At 44.4% G+C, this 19,810-nt stretch carries 16 protein-coding genes and 1 pseudogene; 3 read left to right on the top strand and 14 right to left on the bottom strand.

Going from position 1 to position 19,810, the window contains the following annotated elements; all coding sequences use genetic code 11:
- Nucleotides 1-75: 75 nt before the first annotated feature.
- The 3 genes and pseudogenes from R8O11_RS23365 to R8O11_RS23355 all read left to right on the top strand — a co-directional run.
- Nucleotides 76-246 (top strand): annotated as a pseudogene (locus R8O11_RS23365) (type VI secretion protein); the annotation flags it as partial.
- 27 nt (nucleotides 247-273) lie between these two features.
- Nucleotides 274-3,663, top strand: a complete 3,390-nt coding sequence (gene tssM, locus R8O11_RS23360) for a type VI secretion system membrane subunit TssM (RefSeq protein ID WP_104976197.1) — start codon at nucleotides 274-276, stop codon at nucleotides 3,661-3,663.
- 31 nt (nucleotides 3,664-3,694) lie between these two features.
- Nucleotides 3,695-4,147, top strand: coding sequence for an Lrp/AsnC family transcriptional regulator (locus R8O11_RS23355; protein WP_005373369.1), 453 nt, complete (start codon nucleotides 3,695-3,697; stop codon nucleotides 4,145-4,147).
- A gap of 54 nt (nucleotides 4,148-4,201) precedes the next feature.
- On the opposite strand, the gene tssG is transcribed toward R8O11_RS23355, so the two are convergent.
- The 14 genes from tssG to R8O11_RS23290 all read right to left on the bottom strand — a co-directional run bounded on the left by tssG (nucleotide 4,202) and on the right by R8O11_RS23290 (nucleotide 19,704).
- Nucleotides 4,202-5,200, bottom strand: a complete 999-nt coding sequence (tssG, locus tag R8O11_RS23350) for a type VI secretion system baseplate subunit TssG (RefSeq protein ID WP_005373373.1) — start codon at nucleotides 5,198-5,200, stop codon at nucleotides 4,202-4,204.
- Nucleotides 5,197-6,945: a type VI secretion system baseplate subunit TssF gene (gene tssF / locus R8O11_RS23345; protein WP_017820373.1), complete on the bottom strand. Its 1,749-nt coding sequence runs from the start codon at nucleotides 6,943-6,945 to the stop codon at nucleotides 5,197-5,199. The genes tssG and tssF overlap by 4 nt, the downstream gene beginning before the upstream one ends.
- 10 nt (nucleotides 6,946-6,955) lie before the next feature.
- Nucleotides 6,956-7,366, bottom strand: a complete 411-nt coding sequence (tssE, locus tag R8O11_RS23340; protein ID WP_005373376.1) for a type VI secretion system baseplate subunit TssE — start codon at nucleotides 7,364-7,366, stop codon at nucleotides 6,956-6,958.
- A gap of 61 nt (nucleotides 7,367-7,427) precedes the next feature.
- Entirely contained in the window at nucleotides 7,428-8,903 is a 1,476-nt protein-coding gene (tssC, locus tag R8O11_RS23335) for a type VI secretion system contractile sheath large subunit (protein WP_005373378.1), read from the bottom strand.
- An 8-nt stretch (nucleotides 8,904-8,911) separates the two neighbouring features.
- Nucleotides 8,912-9,418 carry a type VI secretion system contractile sheath small subunit gene (tssB, locus tag R8O11_RS23330; RefSeq protein WP_318194505.1) on the bottom strand — a complete coding sequence of 169 codons (507 nt, stop codon included), beginning with the start codon at nucleotides 9,416-9,418 and terminating at the stop codon, nucleotides 8,912-8,914.
- 26 nt (nucleotides 9,419-9,444) lie between these two features.
- Nucleotides 9,445-11,019, bottom strand: a complete 1,575-nt coding sequence (tssA, locus tag R8O11_RS23325; RefSeq protein WP_138940122.1) for a type VI secretion system protein TssA — start codon at nucleotides 11,017-11,019, stop codon at nucleotides 9,445-9,447.
- Nucleotides 11,006-11,248 (bottom strand): hypothetical protein, encoded by a 243-nt coding sequence (locus R8O11_RS31840; RefSeq protein WP_412035068.1) that lies wholly within the window; start codon nucleotides 11,246-11,248, stop codon nucleotides 11,006-11,008. Before R8O11_RS31840 ends, tssA begins: the two co-directional genes overlap by 14 nt.
- 32 nt (nucleotides 11,249-11,280) lie before the next feature.
- Nucleotides 11,281-13,005, bottom strand: coding sequence for a serine/threonine protein kinase (locus R8O11_RS23320; RefSeq protein ID WP_412035067.1), 1,725 nt, complete (start codon nucleotides 13,003-13,005; stop codon nucleotides 11,281-11,283).
- A gap of 237 nt (nucleotides 13,006-13,242) precedes the next feature.
- Nucleotides 13,243-14,187, bottom strand: coding sequence for a hypothetical protein (locus R8O11_RS23315; protein ID WP_033906406.1), 945 nt, complete (start codon nucleotides 14,185-14,187; stop codon nucleotides 13,243-13,245).
- A gap of 20 nt (nucleotides 14,188-14,207) precedes the next feature.
- The gene (locus tag R8O11_RS23310) at nucleotides 14,208-15,155 is read right to left on the bottom strand and encodes a DUF2169 domain-containing protein (protein WP_318194504.1); all 948 of its coding nucleotides are present in this window, start codon (nucleotides 15,153-15,155) and stop codon (nucleotides 14,208-14,210) included.
- Nucleotides 15,136-16,455, bottom strand: coding sequence for a hypothetical protein (locus R8O11_RS23305; RefSeq protein WP_318194503.1), 1,320 nt, complete (start codon nucleotides 16,453-16,455; stop codon nucleotides 15,136-15,138). Before R8O11_RS23305 ends, R8O11_RS23310 begins: the two co-directional genes overlap by 20 nt.
- Nucleotides 16,456-16,549: 94 nt before the next feature.
- Nucleotides 16,550-17,032, bottom strand: a complete 483-nt coding sequence (locus R8O11_RS23300) for a hypothetical protein (protein WP_005373409.1) — start codon at nucleotides 17,030-17,032, stop codon at nucleotides 16,550-16,552.
- A 2-nt stretch (nucleotides 17,033-17,034) separates the two neighbouring features.
- A complete protein-coding gene (tssI, locus tag R8O11_RS23295) occupies nucleotides 17,035-19,113 on the bottom strand; it encodes a type VI secretion system tip protein VgrG (protein ID WP_005373412.1) in 2,079 nt (692 codons plus the stop codon).
- 72 nt (nucleotides 19,114-19,185) lie between these two features.
- On the bottom strand, nucleotides 19,186-19,704 hold the full coding sequence (locus R8O11_RS23290; protein WP_005373415.1) for an Hcp family type VI secretion system effector: 519 nt from the start codon (nucleotides 19,702-19,704) through the stop codon (nucleotides 19,186-19,188).
- Between the last annotated feature and the right edge of the window lie 106 nt (nucleotides 19,705-19,810).

Raw genomic sequence — 19,810 nt, 5'->3', positions numbered from 1 at the left:
TGAAACTCAGTATGTTGTTTAAGAACTGAACAACATGGGGCTACCATGTCTTCTCATCGAATTAAGCAACAAAGCCACTCTGAAAAGGCGTACGAATACAGTAACTCGTTATTCCCGCTTTTAGGTCGTATTGAATACGCTGAAAAGTATTCACAGCAAAAGGAAATTGACCGCGCAACCCTTTTACTGAACATCTACCTATATAAATTGAGTCAGCTACAAGCTGAAAAAACTGACAATAAATAACAATACAATTAAAGAAGTTTTAGGCTTATGTTCAAACAAAAACTGTTTAGAAATCCAGTGGTGATTTCTACTATATTGATGTTTTTAGTGGTTGCAATTATCACCACTATTTATCTGCTTTTTCTTGACGAAATCGATCAACTTTATCTTTGGCTGACCCTTGGTGCTATCGCCATTGTTTACGTCACTTTTCAATTCACATTATGGTTGAAGAAAAAGAACAACGCTAAAGCTCAACATTTGGAAACCGAGGAAGAAGCACTTTCTATGGTTATCCAGCCTCTTCTTGCTAACTCAGGCAAGAAACCAATTTACCTGATGCTTGGTAATAAAGGGTCAGGGCGACGTCAATTTTTATTTAATTCTAGTGCAATTAAACCGATGGATCGCACTAGAACCGCTAAGAATGACTTTTTTGAATGGTACGAATCTGACAGCGCTGTGTACATCAAACCAGACCAACGCTTAGTGTTCCAGGAAGTATCAAGCAGTGATGCTTCTTTATGGAATACGTTCATTGAAGAAGTTATTCATCATCGACCTCGAAAGCCATTTTCTGGGTGTCTATTCTTCACCGATTTCGAGTTCATGATCGTCTCTGAGCCAGAGCAAAAAGAGTACACCATTTCGTCGTTATTGGCGCGCTTGAGTACCATCAACTCTAAAACGTCTTCAGCATTGCCAATCTATTTGATTATGTCAAAGCTAGACAAGTTAGACGGCTTTAAAGAATACATGCACTTTAGCTCTCTCAAGACACGTGTTGAGTTCCTCTCTATCCCACTAAAAGAAGCCAAAGGTGTATTTGCAGAGTACTACCGCGATAGCTATCGAAATCTAGTGAGAGTGCTTGAAAGTAATGCGCTAGATGCATCCGCTAATTCAACGGACATTGATGAGAAACAAGCAATACTCGCTTTCCCTAAGCAGTTTGAGCTATGTCAGTCTGAAGTCAGCTATGTGCTTGAGCGTCTATGTGATGTTAACAACGGTGTCTATTCACTAGACATCCGTGAGATTTTCTTTAGTTCGAGTCTGCAAGGCGGTCGCAAGTACAATTTACTTGCAAAAAGTTGTAGTAATTACTTCAACTTACCTATTATCGCGTCAGAGCATACTCAGTTAACAGAAACGCCTTATTTCTCTCGCTTTCTGATTGATTCACAAATATTGCCGGAAAGCGACTTTGCGGGCGAAAACAAGACGTATCTTCGTCTAATTCAGAGACAAAGCCGTTTGGCAATACTCGGCTCTATTATCCTGCTTACTGGGGGCAGTTACTTCTTTTTCACGACATTAGACAGTAACTTACATGTGATGAATCAACTCTTGAGTATCGATGACAAATCACAAGTGGAGCAAGATGCAAGATTCGATGAGCTTTTAGCGAAGGCGACGAAAGCAATAGAGCCTTCTTATGGGGCGTGGCTTAAAGGTTCTAAGGCTTTGGATGAAGAGATATTACCACTCAACATTAGCCGTTTGGATCAAAGCACTCGCATCGCTTACGAAGCATTACTTAAGGACGTTGCTCAACAGTTGATACCTCTCATTGAGAAAGGTTACCGTCTACAACTGACACAAAATCAAAACACTTTTACACGCGCTTTACCTCTATTGAAGGGGTATCTAATGCTAAACGATCCAACAAAGCGTGATATCCGTTTTTTGCGTCATCAAACTCTCCAAATGATGAACGACTTGAGCAACCAAAATGACGTCGTCAATCAGGCGATGCGCTATTTGGACGCTTACTTTCGCACACAGTTTGATCCAATTGATATCAATATGGATCTTGTTCGCGCAACACGTCGCTCATTGCTAGCAAATTCGAATGTTGATCTCGTTTATGCAGGCATTTTAAACGAAGCAAATTCGATTGATTTAGGAACCCTAGATCTGCAACGAGCTGTGGGTTTTGAGTTTAGTAATGTGTTCAACACACCAATCGATAGCGAACGCTTGATCGTAGATAAGATCTATACCTCCACTGGTTTTAGCACTTTTTATCGACCACGCGTGGACCTAATGTCACAACAAGTCATCAGTGACAACTGGGTTTTAGGTCTGTCACAACACGTTATTCCTACTAGTGAAGAACAAGAAGCCTTCAAAGAGGAAGTACGTAAAAAATATACTGACGACTACATCAGTAATTGGCGCAATGCGCTGAGTGAACTAAAAGTCCAGAACTATGACAATGTCGGCGATCTAACGAACGCGATAGACTTAATCTCGGGCCCTTCTTCACCAATGACAACCGTACTGAAGCAGGTCTATGCCAACACACAATTTTCACCCGTTGGTGAAAAAAATGCTCTGATTTCAAAGCTAGACCCGAAACTCGTGGCAGCGGCAGACTCCGCATCAGACGCAGTAGAGGAAGTAGTTAAGCCTGATTACTTGTTGATGAAACGTGTTGAACAAGCTTTTCACTTATTAAACCAACTTCAGGTCAGTGAAACACCAAACTCCCCTACTCCTTGGGATGAGACCGTAACAGCGCTAAGCCGTGTTCGCACGTATATGAAAGACATTGCTGATGCACCTGACCCGCAAATGGCGGCGCTAGCGGCAGCTCAGCATCGAATGAACAGCAGTGAAGCTGACCCATTAATAAAACTTAAACAGATTGCCCAAAAATCACCGGAACCCGTTCGTAGCTGGTTGTTAGATGTGGTTCAACAAAGCTGGTCAGTCATGATTAAAGAGTCCGCTAAAGGCATTCAAACCCAATGGTACAGCGAGATTTACACCAAGTTTAAAGAGATAGGGCTAGGACGATACCCATTTGATCTAACAGCGACCGAGGAAATCTCAATTGAAGATTTTGAATTACTGTTTGCTTCAGGTGGCTTGTTAGACACATTTATTCAGAAAAATTTTGCACCGTTCTACGATACCAATTTGTGGACGCCAAAACAGGTGGATGGCGAGACGATGCCAATCTCTCCGGCTCTGTTAGTGCAACTGCGTAACTATAACGTTATTCGAGACACATTAATTAATAAAAGCACTAACCGCGTTCATATTCCGTTTAGTGCAAGAGTACTCGATCTTGATTCTAGTGCGATTAGAGCGAGCTTAAAAATTGCAGATACCAATATAAGTTACTACCACGGTCCAAGCCGCATTCGTGAAATGGCATGGCCACCGCAAAATGGTGACTTCAATATTAGTATCACACTCCAGGATGTAACCGATGAAGGCAGACAGCACGTTTTAAATAAGAGTGGTCAATGGGCGATATACAGATTGCTAGGTGACTCGACCTTGACAAACACTCATAACGGCAGCTTTGTCAGTGACATAAAAGTGTCAGGGAGGGACTTGAGCTTACGCATCACTCCGTTGACACAGAAAAACCCATTCACTCTTGCTGAGCTGTATAACTTTACGCTCCCAGAGTCGATTTAATAACAATATAAAAACAAAATAGGCAGAACACATGATTTCAAACATGACTTTACAAGGTTTAGATAAATTAGATCGAAAAATACTTTCAAGTCTATTGTCGAATGGGCGAGAGTCGATTGCGAATCTATCCCGAAACATTGGTTTGTCTCGAACAGCAGTAGCAGAAAGAATTAATCGTTTAGAAAAGACCGGTATTATCAAAGGCTATACCGCACAGATTCGTGTAGAAAATGAAGGGCGAAAAGCCGCTAGTTATCTACTGATCTCTTGTGAAAAGGGTAAGAAGAATGATGTAACGAATGCACTTAAAGAAATCCCTGAGGTTCGCTTAACGAGCGTTGTTGGTGGCAACTTTGATATTATTGCCCTAATTGAAGCGCCCGACCTGCAGTCTATTCATCATCTTTGTAATGAAATTGAATCATTTAACGGCATTCAAAGGCTTGATACTACCGTTGTACTGCACCAGCCGATCAGTCGTTAAGCTTTTCTGACCTCTTTGAGGAAAACATAAAGGGCCGCTCGTTGAGCGGCTTTCTTATATGCTTCCGATAAGTCGAATTTTGGCGTCTTTATCCCCTGGGTTGCCTAGCCAGAACGTTTGACCTAGTTGATTCCCTTCTCCATTACCCAGTTTGTTTTCTGGAATACTGTCTAGGTTAACTGTCAACTTTAGGTCCCACGACATTGGGTCACGCAGAATAAAGCGCATCAAGCCCACCAGCGTCTTATGTAACTCACCATCGTAGGAAAACTGCTTAAACGTTTCAAAATCAATGTTGTCGATACACAAGTTAAACTTGCCGTTCAAATCCGCAATGCTTTGTCCCAAGTGTAAGCTTTGCCCCAATACACAATTGGAACGATTGAGTTTGTTACGCTGGCTTTCAGCGATTTCTACACGTCTATAAACCCATTCTTCGATTCGCACATTCGGCAGTGAAAAGTAGTGCGAAACAATACCGGAAATAAGCTTAGGTGAACGTGTACGCGTAGATAACTGGTTCACGTAAGACAGAACTTTCGCTCGATCTAACTCCGCGACTTCACAATCTTGCATAACACTTGACAGACCAGCCAAATGCAGTATGCGCCCAGAAAACGCATCGCTCGCCCCGCTTTTGTACTGCACGTGATATCGGTATTTCTTCCAAACACGATACAGTAAGCTTGTATAGCGGTTGTGGAAAAAGTCGAAGAAATCCTTCACTGGGTTATCATCGGGATCACGACCGACGAGTTTCTCAGTGTAAGACGCAGGCAGGGGCGAGCTTGAACCATGCAAGCCAAGAAAGTTCGTCTCAATACGTGAATATTGCTGTCCGTTTCTTTCCATATGAGTAATAAAGTCCATATCACTCTTTGGAAAGCACAGGTTTGGCGACACGCTGAACTCAATTCGCTCTTGGTGAAAGTATTTGTTCTCGCCCACGGCAACAAAGTTTGAGTTTGGCTCCAGCTGGTAGTGTTTCTCTAACAGCAACACCGCTTGGTAGAAACTAAACTCATTCGACTTATCAGAAAGTGTATTAATCATAGTATTGTCTGCTGCCCGATTAGGCTTGCCCAGTTGTAAACCTCGCCCGTCGCTTCATCGAACACCTCTAGTTCGGTAAAGGAGTTCACACTCGAATACAAACGGATAAATTCATTCAATACCGTGGCCATAAGGAACATATCGCCTTCATTTACGAAGAACTTAGAGTCCGTCACGAGCTTGAATTGGTTACCACGCACAGATACACCACGAAATACGCGATCGATTGGTTTCATCTCTGAAGAAATAATGCCATCAAGTCGATGAATCGACGCGCGGTGGGCTTGTCTATCGACTCGAGAGTGGAAGTCGTAAGTCGAGAGCAACACTTTCAACACATCGATATTGGCCAAAGACAAGTAGTTGAGCGACATGTTGGCAATCAGCTGCCATTGAAGTTCACCATTAACCTGAGGACTTACTGACTGTGTTGGCTTAGTAATGTTTTTAAACGTCGCATACGTTGGCGATTTGTGCGTCGCGTACGTGATATCTCCTACTGACAGGCGCTCCGCTAAGTCCGCGTTACTGCATTGCAGTTTCATCAATACTGTTTCAGTCCCTAAATCCGCGATGTCGCCATTGTGAGTATGGAATGAGATATAGCGCTCTAACCCTCTTCCGCTTACTCGCTCGCCCACTTTGGATTTGTAGAACTCTCGCTTATCACGCTGGTTGATTTGGTGCTCAAACGATTCAAATTCAATCAGTGGTTTTCGGCGACGCTCGTCTTTACTCCAGCTCTCCACTTGCTCAATGGAATAAACCTCGTAATGCTCTTGAGTGTTACTTTGTGGACGCACCTTGTACTCGTTTCGTCGATGCTCTAAACGGATTGGATCGCCGTCTTTTTCAAACAAGTTAACGGCAGGTGTGCAGTGCAACCTTAAGTGTTTATCTTTAAGCACCACCTCTGAAGGCAAAGCACGCTTAAAGTGGAATTTGATTTTGACCGTACTGCGCTGTGGAATGCCTTTTAGCCACTCTAAGCCTTTAATGTCGAAGAACATGAACTTATCTGGCAAAGAGAAGAATTCTTGCAGCAAACGGTAGCCTGCAAAGGAATTTTTGCTGTAAGGCAACAGCGCCTCGTCCTCTTCATGCCCGACTGGCTTAACGTATTCTGGCCCTAAACGATGTTTGTAGCCGCCACCAACATCCAACTCGACGTGATCTAGATAACGGAACAGCCATAAGAAAACAGTGCGAGTAATATGAATCTCACCATGCAGGTGCAATCGCAGCGTGTCTAAACCTATCCGAGACAGCTCAAGGCCATGCTCCGTCGATAACGTCACATCAATCATCGAGCTGGTGCGGCTGTTAGTTTGTTCGATGTTAGTAATCGTAATTGGGTATAGATTGACGTCATAACAAGTACGGAACAAACACTGCGTGCCTTCTACCTGCTCGCTGGCCATTTCCGCACCACGTTTCACCACGGTTTTCTCAGTAACACTTCCGGTATGCGGTTTTAGTTCGCTAATACACAAAGACGGAATCGAACGCATGTAATGTGGCCACAGCAAAGTCATCAGAGATTGCGTAAGCTCAGGCAGTTCATCGTCAATCTTTTCGCGGATGCGTCCGGTCAAAAAAGCAAAACCTTCCAGCAATCGTTCGACATCTGGATCAAAAGTTCCTTCAGAGAGAAAGTGAGTTAACTTCGGATGATATTTGGCAAACTCACTACCCGACTCGCGTAAATACGTGAGTTCATCTTGAAAGTATTTACTGTTACTCAAGTGGCACCTACTAAACGTTAAATTGGCCGTCGGTTCCCATGTAGACATCGATCGACATTGGGACTTTACCGCCGTTATGGGAAACTTCGCCGCGAATACCAAAGCCGAGTTGTAATGGATTATGGTGGTCTTCACGGTAATGAACCTCGACATTCAGCAGTCGGGGCTCAAAGCGTTCTATGGTTGACGTGATGTTTTTTTGAATATGGCGAACGAGGTTTGTGTTGTTAGAAAGTACGTCGTTAAAATCTGGCAGACCATACTCATTGTCGATCATTGCGTTGCCGGAGTGCGTATTCAACAAGTCAGCGAGATGCGAGTGAATGGATTCAATCAAATGCTTATGAGACACCACTTTCTCGTAGCAGTTTTTTGGTTCTCCTAGCTCGATCCGCTCTAAAAGACGGTAACCTTTTTCCATATGCGGTCCTACGAAAAAAGCAGCCAGTCTTCACTGGCTGCTTGATGGTTTCAGTAATGGGTTATTGGTCTAGCTTACCAACTAGAGACAAGTCGAAGCTTGCGCCCATGTACTTGAAGTGAGGACGTACAGACATCGATACTTTGTACCAGCCTGGATCGCCTTCTACGTCTGATACTTCAACCTTCGCAGCGCGAAGTGGGCGGCGACCACGAACTTCCGCTGGCGGGTTCTCCTGGTCAGAAACGTATTGACGAATCCACTTGTTCAATTCGATTTCTAGGTCAGAACGCTCTTTCCAAGAACCAATTTGCTCACGCTGTAGCACTTTGATGTAGTGCGCTAAACGGTTGATAATGAACATGTAAGGAAGCTGAGTACCTAGCTTGTAATTCATCTCGGCTTGTTTGCCTTCCGGCGTGTTCGCAAACACTTTTGGTTTTTGAACAGAGTTTGCAGAGAAGAACGCCGCGTTGTCAGAACCTTTACGCATGGTTAGCGCAATGAAGCCTTCTTCCGCTAGCTCGTACTCACGACGGTCAGAAACCAGGATCTCGGTTGGGATCTTAGTCTCGATTTGACCCATAGCTTCAAAGTTGTAAACCGGTAGATCTTGTACAGTACCACCGCTTTGAGGACCAATAATGTTCGGACACCAACGGTACTTAGCAAATGATTCACTGATCTTAGACGCCATCGCGTACGCTGAGTTACCCCATAGGTAGTTATCATGGCTGTCTGTCACTTGCTCATCGTAGTCAAACGCCTTAATTGGGTTATCTTCAACAGAGTAAGGCGTACGTAGCATAAAGCGAGATGTACATAGACCTAGGTAACGTGCATCTTCGTGCTCACGCAGACCACGCCATTTCGCGTACTGTGGACCTTCGAATACAGACTTAAGATCTTTTAGGTTTGGCAGCTCTTCGTAGCTGTCTAGACCAAAGAATTTAGCCGATGCCGACGTGATGAATGGTGCGTGAGACATTGCACCTACGTTCGCCATATATTCCATCAGTTTGATGTCAGGCGACGAAGCTGACATAGCGTAATCACAAATGACGGCGCCAACAGGTTTACCACCGAACTGGCCGTATTCACGTGTGTAGATTTGCTTGTACAGGCCAGACTTCACCACCTCTGGCGCGTCTTCGAAGTCATCAAGAACTTCGTCTTTCTTTGCAGAGATCAGTTCGATTTGAATGTTCTCGCGGAAGTCAGTGTGATCAACCAGGTACTTAAGGCCACGCCACGTTGATTCAATCGCTTGAACTTCTTCGTTGTGAAGAATTGCATCAACTTGCTTAGACAATTTTTGGTCGATTTCAGAGATCATCAGATCAACCAGAGATTGGTCGACTTTCTCTGTGTTCGAACTACTTAGTAGCTCACTGATGAATGCTTCTACGCCGCGTTTTGCAACGTCAAAACCTTCATCACTTGGCTTTAAACGTGTTTCGTTAAGAATGCTATCCAGAAGTGAGCCTGATTCAACTAAGGCTGCTTCTTGTTCTGGCGCTTGTGCTTCTGCAGACATGATATCCCTTACTCTTCTTTCGCGTCTTGGTCGTTGCCAATGCTTAGTTCATCCAACAGTTTCTTTCTCGCCTCTTCATCTTGAAGAACCGATGCGATCTTCTTACGGAACGCAGGAACATTTCCTAGAGGACCTTTCAGTGCAACCAAGGCTTCGCGAAGCTCAAGTAGGCTGTTTAGTTCAGGTACACTTTTCGCGATCGCTTCAGGAGAGAAGTCCTTCATATTTTGGAACGTCAGATCAACACCAATCTGGCCGCCTTCTTCATCAGAAAGACGGTTTTCAACGTTGACTTTAACGTTTGGAGACATGCTCTCTAGCACTTCGTTAAAGTTGTCTTTGTCGATGTTAATTGGAGTACGTTCTTCAATTGGTGTCTCATCTGCACGCGCAGTAAAGTCGCCAACTACCATCATGCTTAGCGGCAGCTCTACGTCTTCTTGCGTATCGCCAGTTGCTGGAACATAACGGATATTAATTCGCTCTTTAGGAGCCACCGAGCCGTCACGTGACATAATTCGTTCCTTATCTAACTCTTTAATTAGTCGTAAATTGCTTTCCACTCTTCATACTTCTCAGGCAAAAGATCCTTACTTCTGAATAACCGATGGAGTGTTTTTCGAATTAGGTCTTCTAACTGTGACGATAAGTGGGGTTCCCAGCTCGCGAGATTAAACGCTTTTTGTACTTCCCACCCCTTCTCAAGATACGGCAAACACAACGGGTATAATCCAACAGACTGGTAAGCTGCTATCAATTGTAAATACAGCATGAACTGCCCTCGTCCCGAGCTATCCAGCTCAAGTTTGTGGGCAAGCTCTGCGGCACATTCCCCTAGATTTTCTAGAGTGATATCCTCCATTGGCAGCGAGTCTTCCTGCGAAATCACAACCGTTTGAACAACGGGTTGAGAAGTCGAAGAAGTGGTATCTTGAGTCGATAACCAGCTCAAGGTCGCTTCATCTGCAAATGGTATAGAATTCTTAAATGAGAGGTGCTCGATGCCCTCTAGCGATTCAACAAAACGCGTCACTTCTTGCTTCACAGCAAGCGCTGCATCATCAAAGCTCAAGTTATTAAGCATCGAATACACGAAGTAATGGCCCGTCAGCCAAAACGGCGCATCCGTTAATGTGCGCTCCAAACGCTTAATGGTGTCGATGTCGCTTTCTTGGTCAGCTTTATCTCGGTATTCCGCTTGTTGATCGGACGACACTGCCAAGCTCAAAGGCGTTTGATTGTTTTGATGGTCGGGTAGACCATCAATGTCATCCCAAGTCAGATGACGATAAATCCGGTAAGCCAGCGGATCACTTGGGTTCGCATGAAGCATGACTTCTGCAACCTTCTTCAAGGTGCGCTTAGAAGCTGTCGGCGAAGAGAAGTCCGTATCGACATCCACTTCTTTTGCCACCGCTTTCTTAACTGGCGCAGGTTTAGGGGCCGGCGGAACCGCCTTCACCGGTGCGGTTTGCACTTCACTCTGCGCTGGCGTTTCTTCGGCAGCAGGCTGCGTAGCTGGTGCAGGCGCCGCTTGTTCGACGTTAACGACTGCATCATCGCTCTGCTCATCAGCCACCGCTTGTTGAGATAAGACATTGAGTTGAGTGCGAATCTCAAAGAAATCCGCTTCTGAGTCTTGGTAAACCTCGTCGTACTGGCGCTGCACTTCTTCAATAGTCGAAATGCAGTTTGATACCAAATCCCATGACTGAGCGCTTTCCGCTAACTTGCTGCTGACCAGTTTAAACTGATGGTTCAACCATTCGACCGCGCCATCTCGACCCCGCTTTCGCGAAGGATACAATTCAACGCCAAAGCGACTTAACGCCTCACTAAGCAGCTTTAGACCTTGTTCAAAGCCTTGCAGACCAAACTCTTCTGTTAGCGCGCGAACGAGGTAACAAATGGCTTTTAAGTCTTTACTGTGGTGCTCTAGAACTTCAGTCGCGTGCGTTTTTACCACGCTCCAATCTACTGTTTCGCCAAACAAGGAACCGAATTTCTTCACTTCGGACTCCATCATTTCATAGCAAAACTCGTAACGGGCATCGTTTCCCACTGGAGATTCATCAGAAATAGGATTAAGCAGACGATCGATATCAATGTTGGACAAAATTCACGTCTCCTTCAGTCAAGTAATCTCTCAACGCACGCGCTACCGCAATTGCGCCATTTGCTGGCTTAGATAATCGATGGCTCTGCTCAATCGCATCCGACGCCATGCTATCTAGAATTTTCGTGATTTCTGTAAATTTACTTGGTGCATTCCGTTCTAAATCGGCAAGGGATTCATGTAGCTTTTGTTTGTCGTAAACGGATTGCTCCATCACGGTGCTAAACAAAATAAATTCGCTTCTTGCGACGATTAAATCCTTTATTTTTTGTCTAGTTCTGGCGTATTACCGAAGTAGGCTTTGGCTAATTCGGCTTCTTCAATTGCTTTGGTGTAAAAGTGCGCCTCTGCATGTTTATCGATGGAGTCATTAATATTTTCCATCACAGCCTTTGGTAAGATTTGGTTGTAGAAATAGGCTTGTGACTGGTTTAACAACCATGCCTCTTTCATTTCATTTTCTGCGAGCTTAGCTTCACCATCTAAAATTAAGCGAGCAATCTGCTTATCTCGACTGCCAGCTATGGCAGATACTTTCATGGAATCGATAGACGCGACATTTAACCCAGACATCACTTTAGTCAACGCCTCATCCGCATATGGAAACAGAGCACCGTCACGAACAAGGGTTTCTCGCAAGGTGACAAGCTCCTTACGTAATTCGACTAATGCCATTGGTAAGCCATCCGCTAACGATTGATACGACGTTAACTGAGCCTGTTTTTCTTCATATAAATTCGAGAGGCTTAACTGCTGAGCTTGATATGCTGTTCGATAAGCTACTGTCATATCAATACTCTGAGTAGCTTGAGACAATTCTTCTTTGATTTTCCATGGAGGCTGAGCCAAAAAAGAAGCCGTTTCAGAGGGCGTAATAACGTGAGTTACAGTAGTGACACCTCGGGAAAAAATGGCATCCAATTGATCTTTATTCTGTTGATACAAATAACTTCCTGCTGTTGCCAGCACACTCAACACTAAGCTCGCCTCTAATATTTTAAAGCGACCATACGCCGTTTTATCATTTGGCTTACAGTGTGTAAGCAGCAAGTCCGCGTTACGCAAGCTACTGAAAATTGGTGCGTTAGAATTTGAGCTAATTGATTGCGTATCGATTCGCGCTAACTGTTGAGCAAAAGAAATAGCGGTATAGCCATGCCCTCTTGGTTTGTTGATGACTTCTTTCAGCAATTTCCAAATATGAGCCGGGATCAAAGCCGGACGCTTTCGATCTTTTAACTGCTTATTCCAAGCATCACCAAATATTGATCCTAAAAATAGGTGTCCAGCGAGCAAAGCGAGAGAGTAAACATCATCTTGCGGTTCCGCGATGCCAGTTTCTATATAAAGAGGGGAAGCGTAGCTCAAGCTTGCTTCTGCGTAAGGTTCTGTCTCTCCAATGTAACGAGCAGCGCCGAAATCAATGAGCTTAACGTAATCGCCTTCACTCACTAATACGTTAGATGGTTTAATATCAAGATGGCAGATACCTCTTGTATGCATAAACTCTAGAGCGCCAGCGAGTTGATACACCAACCAAGCGATGTGGTCGTGGCGGAAGCCTTTAGAAGAATGACGCTCCATTTTTTCTGCCAGTGATTCACCTTGGATCCACTCGTACATCAAATATGGGCGTTCGAATTCGTTGCCGATTTTTACAAAGTTAGCCACGCTAGGGTGTTGAGAAAGCTCCAGCCTGCTCGCTTCGTTAATCAACATTTTGCTCGCAAATTCTGGCGAGTCATCATTGATAACTTTGCAACAGATTTGCTTCTCTGGCTGCCCTTTTTTTGCAAGATGGTAAACCGTTGTCTTACCATTTTTAGAAGGAAGCTTGTCTAATACATCAAACTGTGAAAAAAGCACGTACTCAAGCTTCGGCTTATTTTTTTCTGCTAGCCTTTGCTCATTCAGTTTCTTTTTCTCAATAGCTTTAACAACCAACTGATCGATATATCCTTTGGCTGTACTCTGATTATTAGACACTTAGTACTCTTTCATAGAATAAATATTATTAGAGTTGAATAATATTTTCTTGAACGTACTTGTATCAAGGTTGGTATTTAAAACAAACAGTAAGCCTATTATTTTAGTTATTATTACTAACTTATTAGACCTTTTTACTTACGCTTTCACTGCATGAGTTATACGCTTTTTCGTGTTACAAACTTCAACCTAATAATATGAGTATATTTTCATTGCCATTTGATCGATGAGTGCCCACTAACATTGCAGTAATTGGAGAACTCCTTTGTCACCATGAAAGTCGAACATTAACAATGTAGTTGGTTGCTTAAAGTGGTGCTCTCTGACCGCAAAGGCAATTAAAGCGAGAGAAGAACAACTACCCATTGTGCCCCACAACTCATTGATAAGCTGCGGTTGTTCTGGGTTCGTGAATCGTTCTGCTTTCGCCCCCAGAGCAAAGCCGTAATCTTCCGAATGCATGCGCAGGTTCGTCATATCGGAATACACTTCACCAAATGAATCGAGCTTTTTACTCGCACGTTGAACAAGTCGAAACATGCCTCTTCGGTCTGAAGTGTTTAATTCCGTATCAATGTAGCCAAGCTGCGCTTGAGGCTTAAGTTTCAATGTTTCTACGGTGTTTTTTCGACAAAGAATTAAACCCGCCCCACCCTCGCTCGGAATAACGCCCCATGGATTATTGGTACTCATTACCATCGCATCGTCGATGAGTGTTTGCATCGAACTCACCAAGGAATCGACACTGATACACATCATAGCATCATATTTATCCAATGATTTCATGGCCTGGAGAACGAAACTGGGCCCACTGGCATGAACAGCATTCACCACAGAGAGAAATTCAGCATAGTTACTTTCACCAAGCCATTCTTGCACCTTTACTAGTGAAACAGACGCAGGCACAGCTATAAGCAAAGGTATTGGTCTCAATGAACGTGGTAACTGTGCTAACAATGAATCAAGCAAGTGGGTGATTAACTCACACGTTTTCTCAAACTGCTCACTTTCTTTGGTGTATTCGATTTTGGCGTAAGTAAAACGCTCGATACCATCATCCCCTACACATTGGTCGAATCTTCCTAAATCAGCATACGAAACTGCACTAGCAATATCTAAATTCATACCGGTTGGCGTCATCACTTCCATCCCTAGCACGTAACGGCCTGTTGAATTATGCATGCTCGCTTACCTCTTCCAACTTAGTGATCGAGCTCCTTGCCCTGACAAGGAAACGCAGCCGTGTAACTGATTGATATAGTTTTCTTTTCCGCATCAACGAATAAGGTGTACATCGCCATATCAGCTTGATAACTTTGACCTTTAAACGTCGCGATCGCACGGTATTTTTCTTTAGGAATTCGAAATGAAAGCGTGTCATCATGACAAAAACCACTCATCATCAAACGCTCCCCCCCACGAAGAAAGCCTTTGCACTGTTGATCAATAGGCGCGCTTTGGAAGAACCGCTTATCAAAATCGAGTGGCAACATTGGCTTGCGATTCTCAATCCAATCGTCATCGAACGTGCCGGCCAGCTTCTGGCGCGCCTCAAAGAACGGAGGCACTGGCCCGAACCCCGCAACGCGTAGTTTTTTCGCGGCGGCACTCCAGTCCTCTCGGGGATAAAAAATCGAGGGTACTTTCTGTTCAAGCAATTCTTTGTTGGAATCGGCAACACCACCGCCTATTCGGTTACGTAAATCACCGCCTACCGCGCAAGTGTAATCAATGTCTTTTTCAATAAATGGGACTGGGTTGCTCAGCGTTATACTACCAGCATGCTCAACCCATACTCGCTCCCCGTGAATAGCGAGAGTCTTATCGATATGACCATCAATCAGCACACGACACTCTTGGTATGTCACTGGCTTTTTCGCGTAGCTGCGCGCTTTGCCGTAAACAAGTACATCTGTGTTTTCTTTGGTATACGCGAACTCGTGGTCAACTTTCATCGCAGAGAAGCCTTCTTCGCCCAAATATTGGGGATCATCGAAGATTTCACTTTCACCTAATTCGTGCCAAACCACACCATCGAATTGCCATGTGCGTTTGGCGACTACAACCCAGACTTCATCGCCGTTTTCGTCACGTTGAAAACGACCTTTAAGTGATAGCTCAGGGTGCGCCTCAATATCCCATAACTGCATTGCTATTCCTTAAGTTGAATCGTTCGCTCGCAGAAGGTGCGGCCTTTAAATTGTTGAAGTTCCAGTCTTGTTGATGAATCGGCATTGCCATATCCCAAGGCACGTAGGCTCTGGATTGAATACAGAGTTGACGCCATAGCCAATCTCGGAACAGCACATCAACGTTAGCATCTTGCATCGCAGCTAACGTAGACTCGAAGCTCAATGCGTAACCCAAGCGGCTTGGTAGATTTTGGATGTATTTTTCATCTTCCACCCACTCATTGAGCAGATCGACGATCTCTTCCCATTCATACTCGACACCAACATCTTGGGGAGTCAGAGGAAGAAGCTTTCCGTAGACGACATACAAGGCATGAAGCCAAATTTCACCTTCAGCTTCCTCCAGACTTTCCAAGTGCTCGATGATTTGGGGCACCAGTTTCCAATCACCACTCAGCGCAAAATCAACAGGTGCTAATGAAGAAGAGATATCAAACGCCTCAAACTCTTTTAACTCAAGCAACTTGGCATAAGTGAGCACTTGCGCTGATGGTAATCCATTTGGTTCGATGCCAAAGCACTGACGGAACCAAGTGCCTCTGTCACGTTTGGTAATCAAACGTTCAAATAGATATTGTTCGCTGCCTGCATTGTCATTGAGCCAATCAATCCCCTCTTTCACGTCTTGTAAAGCGAGCAGTGGCAAAGCAACATGAGAGCTAATGATGCTGGCTTTGTGCCAGCGCTTGATGAGAGAAACACTTAATGTTTGACGTACACGTAAGCATTCAAAGTAAAACGCACTGGATGTCGCATTACCCTCAATAAGCTCCGAAAGCGTGCTATCCATAGATTCAACCGGAGATTGTACGGCAATGACCATTGCGGTTTTAGCGTCAATATCTTCGAGTAAAATCAAGCCGCACAAAAGGTTATCCAACTCTGAGCCCAACTCGCCCTGCAGCATCAGCCAGCTGTAGATTTCTGACTCTTGGCCTCTTAATTGATGAATCAAGCCCGGTGCTAATCGATAAAACGACAAGTAGACCTGCTTGAGCTCTTCAATTTGACGTTCAATAAGTTTGAGATACGCCAACTCACGACTTGGATAACCCCTTTTGTGAATTTGAACTCGCTGCCTGATTAAAAACCCGATACTTTCAGAAGCAATGGACAGCTTTTCATTACAGAAATCCAGCCATGTTACTGGCAACTGGGAAAGGTCATTCACAGCGCGCTCAGCTTTTGCTAACGCGCCTTCGACTTCTTGATTGGTTATGGGTGCCTTTAGGTGCTCAACACCGATTCTTTGTCGCATCTAGTTATCCGTTATTAGCGTGCCATAACGCGATTGCAATTAGTTAATACAAAGTAATTAGCTAACTCGACGTAAATTAGCTAATGCTAGGTAATTAGTTAATTGCGATCGTTCCGCCTTGAATTTTTTGTGCTTTTTCTGCTTGAGAAGTGACATACTTTGCTTTAGTGGTAATTCGTCCATCGCGCCCGCTATAGCGAGTTTCTGTCTCACCACTTTTGACTACCAACTCTTGTTCTGTCTCGATAACCATCTTCTTCGCTCGCAATACAAACTCGTCAGAGTCATCCAGAATGGAGAAGAGAATGTCCGTCACAAGAGGCAAGCTTAAGTCGTCGTTCAAAAACTCAACTCGACAACTTAATCGATTATCGATAGCCATTTGCAGTTCAGAACGACGAAAGCCACGTCCTAGTCTCGCAGTGAGTGGCTGCTTAAATGGGTTACCATCAAAATCAACTCGCACACTGCCCATAGACTCATTGATAGCCACTATTCTTCCAAAACGCGAAAAGCAAGCCGTTGATTCGGCTTGCTGCTCTGATATTACTTCTGTTGTAAGAGGTTGTTTTTCCATTGTTAGTTAACCACTACGTTGCCACCTTTCACGACGACTTTGTCACTGCCTTCGATCGTAATAGCCGAGCCTGATAACTTTATTGAACCATCACTGTTCATCACTAAAGAGGAGCCACCCGTTTTCAATACAATCTTGTCGCCACTGATAATTTGCGTTGCACCATCAGCTTTATAAGCGGTGTTCCCTTTCACTGATACCGTTAAGTTGCCACCAACCGTCTGGTTATCATCCGCACCAATATCTGAACTCTTAGACGCACCGATAGTAAGGTTACTGTTTTCGCCTATATCTAAGTCATCATTTTTACCGATCTTAGTCGTACGGTTATCACCAATTTCTAAGTCAGAATTGTTTTTCACATACTGGGCTTCGTTCGCGTTGTATGTGACGGTAACGTCTTGCTCGACTGTCTCGGTAAACGTACTGTTTACTTGTGTCGTTTTATGTCCATGAATGGTTTCTTTATGGTCACCATGAACTTCATTCGTTTGGTGACGTGCAACCTTCAAGAATTCATCTTGACCGATATCACGGTAACGGTTGTTGAGCACCTTGGTCGACATGTCTTTTTGAGCGTGAATATAGACTTCTTCTTGGTTCGCTTCGTCTTCAAAACTCAACTCGTTGTAACCTGTTCCTTTGTGCGTTTGCGTGCGGAACGTGGTACGAGTTTTGTTTTCTGGCAAAGAGTACGGTGGGAAATGCAAACCGTTGTAAACTGCGCCCGTAACTAACGGACGATCTGGATCCCCCTCAAGGAAAGTCACTACGACTTCATGGCCAATACGCGGCAAATAAACTGCGCCCCATGTTGGCGCCGCCATGGATTGGCTTACACGAATCCAACAGCTTGAATGTTCGTTGTTATCACCGTAGCGATCCCAATGGAACTGTACTTTCACTCGACCAAGCTTGTCGGTGTAAATCTCTTCACCTTCTGGTCCTACAACAACCGCCGTTTGAGGGCCATCAACCACTGGTGCTGCTAGTTTAGGCGCCTTAAACACCACATCACGTGGAATACACGAGAACTGGTTGTAGTAAGTGGTTGGCATACCACTCGCTTCATCTTCATGCACTTGCGGATCTTGACCTGTGTGCATTACAGACAACATAAGGTAATCGCGGTTAATCTCAGAACGCGGGTGGTCACTGACGTTAAAGCTGTAACCAGATGCTAAGCGCATTACGTCACTCGTTGCTTCCACTTGTTGATTATCGACTATGTGTTCCGACATCCACTCCGTGGTTCTCACCTGACCCATCAGCGGGTCAACGTATCGTCCAGGATAATCAAACTGCTTGAGATCTTGGTCTAGCTCGCCAGCCTGTGTCATCTCTTGTGGAATTTTAGGGTGTTCGTAGTTGTAATCTGTGTACGTAACCTGTCCTGTTCTAACGCGGTTAACTAACTCGAGATCAGAGATATGTTCGCGATCGGCAACACCGCCACCATCGGCATGATAAACAATCGGCCCAATGTAAGAAGCATTTAGTGGCGAGCTTATCAAAGGTGCAATCGCGTCATTACTGTCGACAATGACCATCGTATGATTTGAATCGCTATGGTCAAAGTAATACCACATACCGTGTTCAGCCATCATACGCTGCACGAAGTGCAAGTCAGACTCACGGTATTGCAGAACGTATTCTTTTGGAGGATAAGTACCCGACACTTCAAATCGGTAATCGGTGACTGCCCCATCATCGAGTACTTCTGTGATGATGTCTTGCGCTGACTTTTGCTGGAAAATACGACAATCTTGGCGCTGAGATAAGAACCAAGCTTGAGGAACCAAGACTAATTGATAACGAGAAAAACGACGCCCAGTCCCTAAGTAACGAACTTCATTCACCACTCCGTTGAACACACGCGCAGCCCCAACACCTTGTCCGTAAAGTGTCAATGTTCCTGCTTTACGTATTAACTCATCGAACGAGATATCTGGATCAAGTGAAAGTAATGAGAGATTGATGTGGAAAGGCTTAGATAACTCTTCATGAACATGAAAGCTCTCAACCCGAAATTCATGCCCACATCCAGGCACTTCAAATTTAAATTCTACGTCATTCACCATATCTTTTACCTGATACAAATAATCGAATTAGGGCCAACAATCGTTGGCCCTGAATCTTTACGCGACGAGCAATTAAGCTTCGCGTGGAGCACGCCAGTCGTCGTTACCCGCAGTACCACAGTTTTCGTGAGTTACTTCGATCGCACGGTAAGTGAACTTAAGCACTTCTTCTGTCACGCGGTCAGCTGTTGCTGCGTCTTGACAGTGGTTCATACGAGTTTGGATATCGACAAGTAGCGCATCAATCAATTTGATTGAGTAGTAGTGCTCTTGTTTACCTTGAACTGAAGTGCGGTAGAAGCGGATCACACACTCAGGAAGTTTTTCGCCAGATACTAGTGCGTTGAATAGTAGTGGAGATGAGCGATCTTGAACTTTAGTTACAACAAGTGGACGGTGTACACGTTGACCAGTTGGCTGACCACTTTGTGGATCACGTGGAACTGTTAGCACGTGATCAAGTTCTTGTACTAGGAACTCATCAACGTGAGCTTCTTGCCATGTGTTACCTACTGAATCTGCAGAGTAAGTATCTTTAGTAATATGGCCTTGAGTCTCACCTTGGATAGACATATATGCTGGAGTTGGCATCGCTATTTCCTTTTCTAAAATCTGTTTTGGGCTTTGTTGCTTAATTCGATGAGAAGACATGGTAGCCCCATGTTGTTCAGTTCTTAAACAACATACTGAGTTTCAG

The sequence above is a fragment of the Vibrio sp. 1288 genome (assembly GCF_033344475.1).
This window is presented reverse-complemented; position numbering and strand designations above follow the sequence as displayed.